This is a genomic window from Paenibacillus sp. GCM10012306 (assembly GCF_042649265.1).
Classification (GTDB): domain Bacteria; phylum Bacillota; class Bacilli; order Paenibacillales; family Paenibacillaceae; genus Paenibacillus_AQ.
The window spans coordinates 1-14,723 of record NZ_JBHRYW010000002.1 but is presented as its reverse complement, the minus strand read 5'-3'; the positions used below and the strand labels follow the sequence as shown (position 1 = coordinate 14,723).

The 14,723-nt window shown below is 47.0% G+C and carries 14 protein-coding genes and 1 riboswitch; of the genes, 6 read left to right on the top strand and 8 right to left on the bottom strand.

Translation table 11 applies throughout. The annotated features are described in order from the left end of the window. Positions 1 to 90 precede the first annotated feature (90 nt). Both ACFORK_RS03760 and ACFORK_RS03755 read left to right on the top strand, forming a co-directional pair. The gene (locus tag ACFORK_RS03760) at positions 91 to 1,077 is read left to right on the top strand and encodes a helix-turn-helix transcriptional regulator (RefSeq protein ID WP_379195827.1); all 987 of its coding nucleotides are present in this window, start codon (positions 91 to 93) and stop codon (positions 1,075 to 1,077) included. Between the two features lie 88 nt (positions 1,078 to 1,165). Further along, entirely contained in the window at positions 1,166 to 2,416 is a 1,251-nt protein-coding gene (locus tag ACFORK_RS03755) for a methyl-accepting chemotaxis protein (RefSeq protein WP_379195825.1), read from the top strand. 16 nt (positions 2,417 to 2,432) lie between these two features. On the opposite strand, the gene ACFORK_RS03750 is transcribed toward ACFORK_RS03755, so the two are convergent. Beyond that, positions 2,433 to 2,699 carry a hypothetical protein gene (locus ACFORK_RS03750; RefSeq protein WP_379195823.1) on the bottom strand — a complete coding sequence of 89 codons (267 nt, stop codon included), beginning with the start codon at positions 2,697 to 2,699 and terminating at the stop codon, positions 2,433 to 2,435. Between the two features lie 287 nt (positions 2,700 to 2,986). Next, positions 2,987 to 3,079, top strand: a riboswitch (cyclic di-GMP riboswitch). A gap of 186 nt (positions 3,080 to 3,265) precedes the next feature. Here ACFORK_RS03750 and ACFORK_RS03745 point away from each other — a divergent pair. The 4 genes from ACFORK_RS03745 (at position 3,266) to ACFORK_RS03730 (ending at position 6,930) form a co-directional block, all read left to right on the top strand. After that, the gene (locus tag ACFORK_RS03745; protein WP_379195821.1) at positions 3,266 to 4,903 is read left to right on the top strand and encodes a thiamine pyrophosphate-binding protein; all 1,638 of its coding nucleotides are present in this window, start codon (positions 3,266 to 3,268) and stop codon (positions 4,901 to 4,903) included. Between the two features lie 15 nt (positions 4,904 to 4,918). Next, entirely contained in the window at positions 4,919 to 5,299 is a 381-nt protein-coding gene (locus ACFORK_RS03740; protein ID WP_379195819.1) for a carboxymuconolactone decarboxylase family protein, read from the top strand. 206 nt (positions 5,300 to 5,505) lie between these two features. Continuing rightward, entirely contained in the window at positions 5,506 to 5,856 is a 351-nt protein-coding gene (locus tag ACFORK_RS03735; RefSeq protein WP_379195817.1) for a hypothetical protein, read from the top strand. Between the two features lie 81 nt (positions 5,857 to 5,937). Next, positions 5,938 to 6,930, top strand: coding sequence for a 3-oxoacyl-[acyl-carrier-protein] synthase III C-terminal domain-containing protein (locus ACFORK_RS03730; RefSeq protein WP_379195815.1), 993 nt, complete (start codon positions 5,938 to 5,940; stop codon positions 6,928 to 6,930). A gap of 275 nt (positions 6,931 to 7,205) precedes the next feature. On the opposite strand, the gene ACFORK_RS03725 is transcribed toward ACFORK_RS03730, so the two are convergent. From ACFORK_RS03725 to ACFORK_RS03695, 7 genes are all read right to left on the bottom strand, one after another. Further along, positions 7,206 to 8,645, bottom strand: a complete 1,440-nt coding sequence (locus ACFORK_RS03725; RefSeq protein ID WP_379195813.1) for an ATP-binding protein — start codon at positions 8,643 to 8,645, stop codon at positions 7,206 to 7,208. Then, complete coding sequence (locus ACFORK_RS03720) at positions 8,646 to 9,362, bottom strand: response regulator transcription factor (RefSeq protein ID WP_379195811.1); 717 nt, start codon at positions 9,360 to 9,362, stop codon at positions 8,646 to 8,648. Positions 9,363 to 9,438: 76 nt separating this feature from the next. Further along, positions 9,439 to 10,701 carry a cytochrome c biogenesis protein CcsA gene (ccsA, locus tag ACFORK_RS03715; protein WP_379195809.1) on the bottom strand — a complete coding sequence of 421 codons (1,263 nt, stop codon included), beginning with the start codon at positions 10,699 to 10,701 and terminating at the stop codon, positions 9,439 to 9,441. After that, complete coding sequence (resB, locus tag ACFORK_RS03710) at positions 10,698 to 12,383, bottom strand: cytochrome c biogenesis protein ResB (protein WP_379195806.1); 1,686 nt, start codon at positions 12,381 to 12,383, stop codon at positions 10,698 to 10,700. The genes ccsA and resB overlap by 4 nt, the downstream gene beginning before the upstream one ends. Then, the gene (resA, locus tag ACFORK_RS03705; protein WP_379195804.1) at positions 12,380 to 12,904 is read right to left on the bottom strand and encodes a thiol-disulfide oxidoreductase ResA; all 525 of its coding nucleotides are present in this window, start codon (positions 12,902 to 12,904) and stop codon (positions 12,380 to 12,382) included. The genes resB and resA overlap by 4 nt, the downstream gene beginning before the upstream one ends. A gap of 112 nt (positions 12,905 to 13,016) precedes the next feature. Beyond that, positions 13,017 to 13,775 carry a pseudouridine synthase gene (locus ACFORK_RS03700; protein ID WP_379195802.1) on the bottom strand — a complete coding sequence of 253 codons (759 nt, stop codon included), beginning with the start codon at positions 13,773 to 13,775 and terminating at the stop codon, positions 13,017 to 13,019. 20 nt (positions 13,776 to 13,795) lie between these two features. Further along, the gene (locus ACFORK_RS03695; protein ID WP_379195800.1) at positions 13,796 to 14,179 is read right to left on the bottom strand and encodes an N-acetylmuramoyl-L-alanine amidase; all 384 of its coding nucleotides are present in this window, start codon (positions 14,177 to 14,179) and stop codon (positions 13,796 to 13,798) included. Positions 14,180 to 14,723: the final 544 nt, after the last annotated feature.

Here is a 14,723-nt window from a genome sequence, read left to right as displayed (position 1 = left end):
CGCTTTGCATAAATCCCATTTAATATATGACATCAACTGACATATTAATATGATAAACTCAAACTATAACACTCAAGGAGGAGAACAGATATGAGAGCTGACCGGCTCGTTTCTATATTACTGCTGCTACAGAATCGCGGCAAAATGACCTCCCGTGACCTGGCGCAGACGCTGGAGGTGTCCGAACGGACGATAATCCGGGACATGGAAGCGCTCAGTGCAGCTGGCATTCCCGTGCTGGCAGAGCGGGGACGAGAAGGCGGCTGGATGCTTACCGAGGGCTACCGCACCTCCTTGACAGGCATGAAACCGAAAGAGATCGCCTCCCTCCTACTGTCTGCTGATTCAACGATTCTTAGCGATCTTGGCATTGAAGAGGACTTCTCTTCTGCCGCCCGGAAGTTGGAGGCTATAGTAGCCCCGCATTCCAACAAGTTCGCGCTTGATCCAGTTCAGCGTATACATGTGGACGGCGTGAGCTGGCATCCTTCAGATGAAGCATATCCTTACCTAGCACTGCTGCAGGATGCACTTCGGAACGATCGGGTGGTCAAAATAACATACCTGCGAAATAACGAAGTCAGTGAACGGCTTATTAATCCACTCGGGCTAGTAACCAAACGCGGAGTTTGGTATGTCGTTGCAGAAAGTAGGGGAGTACTGCGGACATACCGGGTGTCCAGACTACAGCATGCAGAGCTCACGAGCGATTTTTTCCAACGCCCGGAAGGATTCGATCTTGGCCAGTACTGGCGGCAATCCACGCAAGCCTTCAAATCTGCCCTGCCGAGTTATCTAGCCACTGTGCTGATACGGGAAGAAACGATACAGGAATTTGAGCGGGAGAGATATCTTACTATAAAAAAAACTACCCCATGTTCCAACGCCGGGTGGCTGAAGGTTGATGTCGATTTCAACACTATGGAGTGGGCCTGCCGGGTACTTTTGTCATATGGGTCCAGTGTCCTAGCCCTCTCACCACAAGTTCTGCAAGAACAAGTACGACAAGCACTGGCAGATACAACCGCACTATATGAGTCTGTCGGACAGAATTTCGTCAAAGATGATCCCGAATAGCATTTATGTCAGTTCTTACAGTAGACCTATACCCGGTTAATCGCCTATAATATTACAATACACAACAATAAAGGGGGACATATTTCCTATGGACTGGATGTACAAGCTGCCTTTGAAACAAAGAATTGTCGCCGGATGTTACTTGATCGCCGCTTTATTCTCCATCCCTGTTTTGGTCACATTTATTATTCTCGGCAAAATTGTTATCGGCATCATTCTGGTGGTCCTGCTTACAACCCTGACTTACCCTCTTTCTCGCTTTGTCGAGAGAACGCTTACATCTTCTTTTGATGATATCTCTAACGTTACACATACGATTTCTAAGGGGGATTTTACGCAAAGAGCCGATGAGAATGGCTCCATGGGTGATATCAGCCGCTCCTTTAATACGATGATCGACAAATTGAAGACCATTTTGACCGATGCGTCACAGATCACACGTCAGGTTATGGATGCAAGCCGCGGTATTGAAGACAAGAATCAGAATCTGAAGATCGTCATGTCTCAGGTGGCAACCTCCTCCAACGAGCTAGCTCAAGGTGCCAACGAGATTTCTAGTGATATTGCTGGCATGATTGATTCTATTAAAGATATTGAAACCAAGGTGTCCAATTACGCTTATTCGACCAAAGAAATGAACAAGAAAACTATACATACGCTGGAATTAGTAGAGCAAGGTCGCCAATCGGTAGATACCCAATCGGAAGGCATGCGCAAGAATATTGAAGCTACACAAAAAGTAGCTGATACTATTGATGCCCTCTCCCATAACGCTCGCGGTATCACCATGATTACCAAGACAATTACCGAAATTGCGGAACAGACCAACCTGTTATCCTTGAATGCTTCCATCGAAGCTGCCCGTGCCGGAGAGCATGGCCGCGGGTTCGCCGTGGTCGCCCACGAAGTTCGCAAACTGGCTGAGGAATCAACGGCCTCGACCAAAGAGGTCTTCAGCTTGGTGCGAAGCATTGAAGCCGATATCAAGGAAGCCATTGCGAATATTACCATCAATGAGGAAGTCGTTCAGGTACAGAATGAAATGATCATTCAGACTGCACAAATTTTCGGGCAAATTGTCCAAAGCGTACAGTACATTACCGAGCAGATCGCCGCCTTCTCTTCGGAAAGCGATCTGATGCTGGACAGTGCCCTGAAAATCTCCTCTGCGATCGAGAACATCTCCGCCATTACCCAGCAAACAGCGGCCAGCACTGAAGAGGTCTCTGCATCGATGAGTGAGCAGATCAATGCTCTGGAATCTGTTGCAGAAGAGAGTGAAAAAATGACGTCAGCCGTCTTCCAGCTACAAAAAACGATTCATATTTTTAAATTTTAGAATTTGTCATCAAAATTTAATTTTTGTTCCTTTCAGCACAAAACTGCCGTATAAGCTCTATTTTATACGGCAGTTTTTCAAACTTATGAAACGTTTGCATTATATCGCTTTCAGACCTTTCCGTAAAATTCATACTCACAAATAACGATTCGCCTTCTCCCCTCTCAAGCATCCTACTTTTAACCCACTCACTTCCATTATAGTTTAGAAAAAAATAAGTATTTGGATTCAATTCTTTCATTAAAAATATCACGGCAAATGATGAGTCAACTAATTTCTTCAATTATTATCTAATCTTCTCCATCCAATTGTTTTGATCCAATTTGCATTTTTGCACCAACCCCTCTAGTCAAATATTCCATACTGACCCAATTAATAGTTTATTTTCGCTCTATTTTGTAACCGCATTCTAATTTACAATACCCCCTTGGATACATTTTAAATTAAAACTATATCCCTATTCTCTTTCATTTTTTTCGTCAAATTCCGAGTTCATTTGTGTAAAATATATTGACAAAGACGAGCTAGGAATATAATGTAAAGGAAAATTATTCTTATAATTAGTTATATAATTTATATGGGCAAAATTCCTGAAAAGGAATGACGCAAAGCCATGGATCTACAGCCTCATTTTTCTGAGGCCATGACTGCCAGGTTGCAGAGAAAACCAGGAGGATCGACTTAATCTTGCGGTCTGAGTGGCGGTTTTTTGCTTCCAACCTGTGCTCCATTATTCGAGCACAGGTTTTGTTGTTTCTTTATACCCGTTTGTATCGTTCTAATCATTTCGCATCACCAGAACGATAATATATTTATCTTTTTACTTATCCCAATTCATACACTTGAGAGGTGTTTTTTTTGAAGACAGTCGCAGATTTTATGGCGGAGGCACTACGTAATCTCGGAGTAACCCATTCATTTGGTATTATTGGTAAATCCATTTGTCCTTTAGTTCTAAAGATGGTGGATTACGGTATTGAGTTTATTCCTGGAAGACATGAATCCAGTTCCGGGTTTGAAGCCGCAGGCTATGCCCTTAAGACTGGCGGACTAGGTGTTGCTTTCGGAACATCCGGTCCCGGAGGAACGAACCTACTGACTGCAGCGGCCCATGCCAAAGCGAATAACCTTCCGGTACTATTTATTACAGGTCATCAATCCATAAAAGAATTAGGTATTCCGCAATGTCAGGATTCTTCCTCATATCTGGCTGATCTTGCTGATATGTTCAAACCGGCTACTCTATTCAGCAAGCTTGTAGAACGTGGCGATAACTTCAGTACCATTTTCAATCATGCTATCTCGATTGCTCTGAGCGGTAACCGTGGTCCCGTTCATCTTTGCTTGCCTTTCGACGTTCAGACAGAACTGCTGGAAGAATTCCCGGTAGTCTATCCAGAGCGCGAATCGTTCGTAAGCATCTCCAATTTTGACCGTGTAATCAACGCTATCAACAATGCTGAGAACCCACTGATTATTGCGGGTAAAGGTGTTAACCGTTCCGGAGCTCATAAAGAGCTGATCGAATTGGCTGAAACCTTCAACATCCCTGTCGTGACTTCTCCTGGCGGCAAAGGTGCTATTCCTTGGGATCACCCGCTGTATCACGGTCCTGTCGGTGTCGGCGGATGCACTCATGGTGATGATCTGCTAAATCGCAGCGATTTGTATATTGTACTGGGCTCCCGCCTGAGCGATATGACCATCTGTAATCTCAAACGTGAGAACCATCCAGAGACTTTAATTCAGTTCGATAGTGATCCTACGTTTGTGGGCAAAATTCTGACCTCCCAAACAATACCGGTCACCGGGGATCTGCGTGATAATCTTGTGTATTATCTTGAACACCTGGATAGAGATTCTGTGACCAAACGTACTACCGAAAGCTTTAACTATCGGGATGAACTGCCTGAGCTCCCTGGTCTCTCTCTGGCTTCAGTCATGAATGTGATGAGTGATCTGATTCCATACAACAACACTATGTTCGTGGATGACGGAAGCCATGGCTTTAATGCCGTTAAATGGTATAACGTTAAAAAACCGGGCAGTTTTGTGTTTGATGCCTATTTTGCCTGCATGGGCAACGCCATTGGCATGGCTATCGGCGCCAAGGTTGCATCACCGGATGAAACGATCTTCTGTGTGACTGGCGATGGATGCTTTATGATGCTCGGTGCAGAGATTAATACAGCAGTATGTAAGGATATCCCGGTTATTTTTATCGTTGTGAACAACATGCAACTGGATATGGCGCTTAAGGGAATGCAGAAGACTACGGGCCGAATTGACGGAACCCTATTCGAAGTCCCAATGGACGCCGTGAAGTTTGGTGAATCCCTTGGAGCAAGCGGATATCGCTGTGAGACGTTGGAACAATTCTCCGCTGCGATCGAAGATGCGGTAGCCTTGAACAAGGTTGCAGTAATCGAACTGTTGACAGACCGTGACGAAGTACCACCTACTGCACACCGTGTAGTGAATCTTTAATTAGGGGGCCAATTTATGAGCGACAATTTGAACAACAACATCAAAAGTGGTCTGAACCACTTTGCTAACTTATCAGGGGACTATGGTGCCAAAGCCTTGGCCCCTATTAAAGACCATTTCCCAGATCTGGCTGAATATATTATGGGCGCCGCCTACGGTGACATTTTTCAGCGCAACACGATCGGTGATGACTGGAAAGAAGTTGCAGTAATCTCCGCACTGATTGCGATGGGACAATACGAACAACTTGGCGTCCATTATGTTATGGCGCTAAGTGTAGGTGTCACTGAGGAGCAGCTTAAGGGTGTTCTGCTTCATTTGGTGCCTGCTCTGGGGGCTCCACGTGTAATTAGTGCCTTTAACGTATTGCTCGAAGTTTTGGAAGAAGTAAAGTAGTCCCTGTTCACTACAATAATTTACATTTTTCGACTTTTTCATTGCAAATATATAAATCATATGCTATTAATATAGTTAAAATATCCCAAAAATAAGTATAATATCGATTGTCGAAAATCGTGAATCAAAGTTTTTGGATATATTATTAATTTGCAAAATGATGTCCTATTTATCAGATCATACTAATTTATGGGAGCGATGAATGAATGGGTAAATTTATTTTGGAAACAGATTCGGTTAAAAAGATTATCAATGTCGAATTGGATGGCACTTTCTCTGAAGAGGATGGCATCAAATCCATTCAAGCCTACCAACAAACCATTAATCCGATCACCCCAGCAGACTATGAGCTGCGCTTTGATTGCAGAAAGCTTAACGTTACCGCTCCTAATGTTGTGCCTCTTCTGGAGGGATGCTTCACTATGATCAAGCAAGATGGCTTTGCCAAAGTGATACTGACCCTTGAGAACAATCCAATTCTTAAAATGCAATTGGCGCGCCTGGGACGTAAAGCGGGTCTGGATAACCTGGAAATTATCTCTACAGTTACTGCATAAGACACAACTTCATATTAAAACCTGTATTTTGCCTGATCATGCAATTATCCATCAGCTCATCACTAATAAGGGGGCAATTCAATGGCCGGCATAATCATCAGAGACATCGCTATCTATCATCCGAGTAATAAAATCGGCAATGATTTCTACATCAAGCATTTTGACGATAGAGGAATAGAGATTCGTGGACTTCTGGCGGCATTGGGTCGTAACACCCGCTACAGTATTAATAATGAGGACGAGAATGCACTGACTATGGGATTTGAGGCGGCTAGTAATGTACTGGAACAAGCAGGACTAACTGGCCAAGATATTGATCTTATCGCCTTCTCCACCCAGACGCCGGAATATATTATCCCGACCAACTCGGTGATCATGCACCGTTTGATTAATGCAGCTTCCCATACCATCTGCATTGACAGCAATGCAAACTGCATAGGTATGACGGCAGCCTTTGATCAGGTTAGCCGGCAGATGATGGCAAATCCCCGTATCCGCCGCGCGCTAGTTATCGGGTCTGACCATATTCTCCCGCATACCGACCGCAATAATCCAGTATATTATGCCGGCTTCGGCGATGCTGCCGCGGCCGTCATTCTAGAGCGTGATGAAAATGCTGTTGGATTAATCGATTCGATCTACCAGACAGACACTTGTGTGTTATACAATTCCATCTTTCCTGTTGAAGGCTTAGCCAAATTGGGAACAACAGGCGTTGCGCCTGGTGAATTCAATGTAAAATTCACTCCATTTGATGATTCCATTTGTGTAGAAGCGGCTACTGAATCAATCAAGACCTTGCTTGCCGATTCAGATATCGCTCCAGAATCCATCAAAGCAGCCTGCTTCTCGCAGCTGTCTCTTCCCAATATACTTAGTGTTGCGGAAAACGTCGGAATTGATAGCAGTGTAGCCGTGTATGTCGGGGATGAATTTGGCTATACTTCGACTAGCAGTCCATTTGTTGCACTTCATAAGGCTGTATCTACCGGTCAAATCGAACGCGGCGATAAAGTATTATTCTGGACTGTCGGTGGAGGCATGCAAAATATTGCAGTTGTGATAGAATACTAAGCTTATTTACTTAAGCAACCTGAAGAAGCATTCCAACAGTAGTTTCTACTTAGGAATGCTTCTTTTTCTATAAGCTCTAAATCTGTCCACAATCAATTCTAGTAGGCTCTTCTTTCCTGGTCTTAGTGTCTTACTCATTTATCTGTTGAAGATGCCTCTGGAGACGATAAGGGGCTGTACAGCCCCATTTGTTCCACGATGAACAAGATTAATCGGTGCCATTCAACAAAAAAGCACCTCTGATAATCAGAGGTGCCGTCAGGCTTTGTTTAGAATTACTGTTTTTCGACAGGTAAACGCAGTGTAAAGGTCGTTCCTTCACTCAATTTGCTCGCAGCCGAGATGTGCCCATGGTGAGATTCGACGATATTCTTGACAATGGCAAGACCAAGCCCCGTTCCCCCTGATTCTCCGCGAACACGGGCTTTGTCAGCCTTGTAGAAGCGTTCGAAGATGTACGGAAGATCATCCGGCGGAATGCCCACACCTTCGTCGCGAATTTCGATCTCGACATAACGGCGGCTCTCCTGTACGGTTTGACCGGCGACAATCAGAATCTTTTTCCCTGCCGGGGTATGGCGGAAAGCATTGTCCAGCAGGTTCGTGAGCACTTGCTCCAGCTTGTCCTCATCGGCCGCCTTCAGCAAGAGTTCTTCACTTAGGTTCCTGTACTGCAGATCAATACCGCGTTCCTTAGCCCGCACAGAGAACTTGCGATAGACACGCTCTAGCAAATCACTCATATCAACCCGAGCCTTCAGCATATCGGTATGCCCAGCTTCCATTCGGGCTAGATCCAGCAGATCCTTCACGAGTCGGCCCATGCGCAGCGATTCATCATGAATGACCTGAATCAGTTCACTGCTCTCCTCTGGTGAAGAGGCCATGCCATCAAGCAGCGCTTCGCTGTACCCCTGCATCATAGACAACGGAGTGCGAATCTCATGCGATACATTCGCCACGAAGTCACGCCGCATTTTCTCCAGCTTGACCTCCTCAGTCACATCACGCAGTACCGCTACAGCCCCACGAATATGGTTCTCTGAATACAGCGGGGCCATATGAACAGACCAGACCCCTTGCCGGACATGCACGTTAGAGCGTTGGTCTCCCCCTTCCTGCAGTGTGCTCAGAAAGAGCGGACGCAGCGGAGGTGGTACCTCTCCCTTGCTGATGATCTCCTCACCGGGCTCAGGATCGGCTTCCTGCACCCACTCCAGGTTACGCCAAGTCTCCAGCAGGGATTGTCCATGTGGATTAGTGAGAATAATCTGGCCTTCAATGTCAAAAGTGACCACTGCATCACTCATACTACGCAGAACACTGGACAGATGGCCTTTCTCATGATTCAGACTGCGAATATTCTCTTCCAGCTCTGCCGCCATATGGTTGAAGGAGGTGGCAAGCTGCCCGATTTCATCACTAGTGACCAGAGTCAGCCGGGTTCCGTATTCGCCTTTGCGAATATTGTTGGCGGCCTCGATCACCTGCTGCATCGGCTGTGTTATCTTAGTGAACAGAAACAAGGCAAAGAACGTCGTCAGAGAAAACCCAATCATGCATGTGTACAAAAATAAGCGCTTGATCGCCCCGGAATTGGCAAAATTACTGTCGATATAAGGCAACAGGAACAGTCCCAGTGTCATCAGTACGACAGCAACCAGACAGATGATCGTGACCCACAGCTTGCCGACAAGGCTTCTCCAGAAGTTCACCTATTTAGGTACCTCAAGTTTGTAGCCTACTCCCCATACGGTCGTGATCATCGCTGCGGATTCCGGTGATACCTTATTCAATTTCTCACGAAGACGCTTGACATGCGTATCTACCGTGCGCAAATCTCCGAAAAATTCATAATTCCAGACATCCTTAAGCAATTCCTCACGTGAAAACACCTTATCCGGCGAAATCGCCAGGTAATGCAATAACTCGTATTCCTTAGGGGTTAGGCTGACTTCCTGGCCACCAGCGGTTACACGGTGTGCATCATGCTCAATAATGAGATGCGGGAATACAATGTTATTGCTGGAATTGCTCTCCTTGGATAGAAAAGCTGTAGCCGAGGAGCGGCGCATAATCGCCTTCACCCGGTAGATGACTTCACGCGGGCTGAACGGCTTGACGACATAGTCGTCTGCACCCATCTCAAAGCCCTGTACCCGGTTAATCTCCTCGCCCTTGGCGGTAAGCATTAACACCGGTGTCGATTTAACGCCGCGAAGTCTAGTCAGTACTTCAATCCCGTCAATGCCGGGTAGCATCACATCTAGCAAGATCAGCCCGTAATCATTGGCTGTTGCCTTGCGAAGGGCGATCTCTCCATCCTCCGCCTCATCAATTTCATAACCTTCTTTTTCGAGATACATCTTAAGTAGGCGGCGGATACGCTCTTCGTCATCCACAACCAGAATTCTGTTCAAATGATCTGCCATTTCACAACAACCCCTTCATCAAATACAGTAGAACGTTACCCTTACTATCGGCTGCTTTGGCAGATTAACTTACCACTTAATCCGTTCCTGCATAGGAATGAAGTCCGGCGATGACCAGATTAACGCCAATCAGGGTAAACATTACGACCAAAAAGCCGAGTACGGCGAGCCATGCGGACTTACGTCCCTGCCATCCGCGTGCAAGCCGTAAATGGAGATAGGCGCTATAAAACAGCCAGGTGACAAGAGCCCAGACCTCTTTTGGGTCCCAACCCCAGAATCTTCCCCAGGCCACTTGAGCCCATATCATTGCAAAAATCAAAGCCCCCAATGTAAAAATCGGGAAGCCTATCGCTATGGCCCGGTAGGTGATCTCATCAAGATCATCGGCATCGATGCCGTCCATTGTGGGATGCAGGGCCGCTCCCAGTGGTTTACGGACAATCAGCCGAATCAACCCGTAGAGAATTAGCCCGGAAAGGAGCGACCATATCACGGTATTAAACTTCCGGCCCGCGTTCACGCCATTCATCCACGAAGGCGCCTCGAACAACGGTTTTTTCATACCCAAAAAGGGCTGGAAGCTCTCAATTTCGCTATGGTAAGGTGCCACAATAGGCGGCATTTTATAACTCACTTTCTCTATTGTACTATCTCCCTGCCCAGGGCTGTCAATCGTAACGTTCTCCCGGACAAAAATCGATTCGTATCCGGCTCCCCGGAAAGCGAAAACGGACCCTAGGAAGGCTATAATGACAATAATCGAGAACAAGGTAAATTCAACAAGACGTTGCTGTTTCCGGTCATTTTTCTCCTTGCTGGTGAAGTTTACGGTGCGCAAGAGATACATGAGTCCTGCAGCAAAACCGACGGCAAAGAATGATTCTCCCAGCGCTGCCAGTGTAACATGAATGTTCAGATAGATAGATTTCAACGAAGGGATCAGCGGCTGAACTTCCTGCGGGAACACCGCAGCATAAGCCATAATAATAATCGAGATTGGAACCGCGAACAGTCCCAGCAAGATTTTACGGTAAATAGCAAACATCACGGTAAACGCGACCATCACCATCATCGACAGGAAGGTCATGAATTCATACATGTTACTAACCGGGATATGACCTGCTCCTGCCCAGCGAGTAAAGAAGTAAGCCATGTGGCACAAGAGCCCCAGTGAGGAGGCAATAAAAGCAACTCGGCCCCAGCGAGCCGTGTGCTCCTCTGGTTTGCGCCCGGACCATTTCCGGCCCATGATGGCAATCGTGAATAGCATGAACGAACCGCTGTATAAGAAAAAGGCGGCTATAAAGACATCACTGCTGATATCGAGCAAGCTCATGCTTGACCTCCCCCGTTGTCCAATGATTTTTCATCCACTACCATGTCTACCTTCTCCAAGATGGATACGATCTCACGGCGAAATCCGAACCAGTTCTTGTTCGTATGTCCTCCAAGGATAAGCTCTTCATTCGCGACGGTCAGCCAGATACGTCTGTGCTGCCAGTAGAAGCCCAGTACAAGGCCCAACATCACTATACCCGCACCTACCCATACAAAAGGCATTGCCCGGTCCACACGCACATTCAGGTATGTCGTAGATTCGGAAAAATCGACGTCCTGCATGCTGCTGACTTCAAGCTCCAGGAATCGGTCTGCGCCTCCCAGCTTGTCGTTGATGCCCTCCTGCTGGAACTGCACCTTGTCTACCTGCTTAGGGAAATAGAAGTACTGCTGACCGTCTGCCGGCAGGTCCGGTCCCTTGATCAGGAAGAGAAATGCCGGTGCATTGGGATACGGCGTTTTGGACACTGGCTGCCCGCTCTCGTTCAGGCCAAAATCCATGTATTTCTCCTTCAGGGAAAGCGTATAAGGTCCTGCCTGGAAGCTACGCTGCGGATTCTTCATCTCCAGCTTGAGTTTGCCGTACGCCTCTCCAGTACGCTTATTCTTAAGTTCCGGCTGTACTGAACGCAGGATAGGCGTGAGATCATAATCAAACTGATACGCTTTCAAACCTTTGTAACTCAAAGGAGAGTTGACCTGAATATCATGTGCGGCCACTTCTTTAAGCTGCGGTGTACGAGTCGGATCTCCGCAATCTGCTGTACATTCGTACAGGACCGCCTTGGTTTCGTACAGCTTGGGCAGCACTTTTTTGCCCCGGAATTCTTCTGGCATTTCAGCGTCGGTGTAGAATTCTACGGTGAATTTCTCATTCTTAAGGTAATAGGTCGTATCCGGAATTGGCGTGATCTCTCCTTGCGGAAAGGCAAGATGCTGATCCATATTTAGACCAGGCAACCCTCGCGCCAGTACAGCAAGTAAAAAAATAATCAGGCCGATATGTATGACGTATGGACCCCAGCGACTGAAGCGGTGCTTCTCGGCGAGTAACGCCCCGCCCTCCGTGATGACACGGTAACCTCGCTTCTTCAGGGGCTTTGCGATCCGGCCGACCCAGGCCTCCGGCTCTTCCTGCATTTCCGTGACCAGCACGACCTTTTGCCGAGTCAGGAACTGGCGGTGTTTGCGGATTTTCTGTCTTGTTAGCGCTTTATAAAGTGGAAGCACGCGATCAAGGCTACAAATAACGAGCGAGGCCCCGATCATGACCAGCAGCAGGACGAACCACCACGATTCATACGTATGGGATAGTCCAAGCTTATAATAGATCTGCCCTGCAATTCCGTATTTTTCCTTGTAATACGTTGAAGCATCAATATTGAGAAAGGTACTCTCCTGAGGAAAAATAGTTCCCAGCATGGAGCCAAGCAGCGTCAGAACAATCAGATAGATAGCAATTTTGACGGATGAAAAAAAGTTCCAGACGAGGTCGATCACATTCGGGTTGGCACGTTGTGAACGGCGGGCTACGCCGTCATAACGCATTTCAAGGTTTTCACTGGAATCCCCATCTTCCTCCAGCGGCTTACCGCAGGCTTCACAGAGGACTGTGCCTACCGGGTTCTGATGGCCGCATTCGCATTTGGTGTTGGTAATTAACGGCGTCCGTCCGCTCATGGGCTCACCAGCTTCCCGATTTGTGAATCCAGCGTATCCAGATCAAGCTGACCGATATGAATACTGTCCACCCTACCCTTTTTATTAATAAAAAAAGTCGTAGGCATCGGCGAAATCCCGTAGCTGCGCACTGCATCCCGCCCGGGGTCCATAACAATCGGAAAATTGATGTTTACCATCTTCACAAAGTTTTCCACAGTCATTTGGTCTTCGCCTACATTTACGCCTACGACAACAACGCCTTGATTCTTCCATTTCTCCCACTGAGCCTGGAGAGCTGGCATTTCCTTCACACACGGCCCGCACCAGGAGCCCCAGAAATTCAGCACGACAGCCTTACCTTTGTACTCATCCAGCGTATGAGCTTTGCCGTCCAAGCCCAACAGGTCAAATGCTGGCGCCTTGCTACCTTCCTTGGGTTTGCCGTCTCCTCCAAATACGGAGGTAGCGATGGCATAGCCGCCAAGCAGGACTACCAGTAATAAAATTACAATCTGCACCGGTTTTCTAGCTTTGCCCACACATGAAGCCCCCTTCTTGTGACGCAACTCGTTACTTTAGTTGTTAGGTGTGAACATCCTATGAACATTATAACGAATATTGTCACAACTTTAGGGCGCTGAATTGTGAACTTTATGTGTCTTTGCGTGGTGATTTTGATTTGAGTAAGCCATTTTTGGCAATTTGCTGCAGATGGTTAATTTCATCCTTAGTCAAGTGACGGTAAGAGCCGCGTTTGAGATTCTGCAGCAAAATATCCCCGAACGAAATCCGCTTCAAACGAGTGACAGGGTGAGACACAGCCTCGAACATCCGGCGCACCTGACGGTTGCGGCCTTCATGAATCGTGATGCTGATTACCGCTTCCTTATTAGCTTCATCAATGTCCTTGTACTCAACCTCTGCCGGAGCTGTCATGCCGTCCTCCAGCTTGATGCCCGACTTGAGCTTGTCCAGCGCGCTACCATGCGGCACACCCTTGACCGTGGCCAGGTACGTCTTGGGAACATGATGCTTAGGATGCGTCAGCAAGTTGGCGAATTCGCCGTCGTTGGTCAGCAGCAGCAATCCTTCCGTATCGTAGTCCAAGCGGCCAACAGGATATACCCGCTCGTTGATGCCCTTGATATAATCCGTAACAACCTTACGGCCTTTAGGATCGGAAGCGCTTGTGATTACGCCCTTGGGCTTGTTGAACATAATATAGATTTTATTCTCGCCCCGGATTTCCTTGCCGGAGACCTTGATAATATCTTGGGCGGGGTCCACCTTCGTACCCAGTGTGGTTACGAGTTCCCCGTTAACCTCTACTTTGCCGGCCAAAATCAATTCCTCGCATTTGCGTCTGGATGCAACGCCAGCTTGTGCTAAAACTTTCTGTAATCTTTCCATTTTCGACTAGTCACCTCAGACTAATGATAACCACCCGAGGGATAAATCACAAGTTCATTCCACGGAAAAAATGCACCTGGGCAAGAATTGTTATGGGCTTCGATAAGAAGTGGGGTAATTCGGTAGCGCGAGGCTAGCTCTAGAATCAGTTTGCCTGCGGCAAACAGCTGCTCCTTTCTGTGCTGAAGCTCCGGGACACTTTCGGCGGTGCTGTAATCCCCCTCCAGACAGAGATGAATATAATCTGGATCGGTGAGCAGCGGGGCGGCATAAACGGCCCCATCCTTCCCGACCCAAAAGTCGAAGCCTTTACCGTTAATTGACGGGCAGCGGGAATGATGTACAATAAAGCCTTTGTAGGTCATCTGCAGAATCTCTCCCTCCACACATTGCTGCAATAGCATATGCCCGGGAGGGAAACCCGGTGACGGTCCTTCGGTGAATATGTTGTACTTTGTAAACAGGAGTTGGGGGAATTAGTGCGGGAAAGATTACGGGGAGGTACGGGGAGGTACGGGGAGATTCGTACAGCGAACAAGAGTGGTAATTTATTCATTACCTGGGACTTACAAAGGGCTTACCGAGGGCTTACCGAGGGCTTACCGAGGGCTTACCGAGAACTAGACTGGGAACTAAAGTGACGAGCACAATGTGGAGCTGACACACAAACTCAGTGAATCAGAAAACCTAAGCTTTCACTTGATCGCCTGTGCTACTACGGTTGCCATCCCCGCCGTTTTCCTTCATGTAACAATTCTTTTTCTAAAGTCTACTCAGCATTAAAATAACGTCATTTTTGTACCTTAAATTGATGATTTTAGAGTAAAAAAGGGAATTAAGGGCATTATTGTTAGACCTGTTGATTAGCTAAATTATGAGTTTAAATACATAATTTAGCTAAATAAATTCTCCACTCCGACGACACTGTTTGTAAACTTAATAATCGTG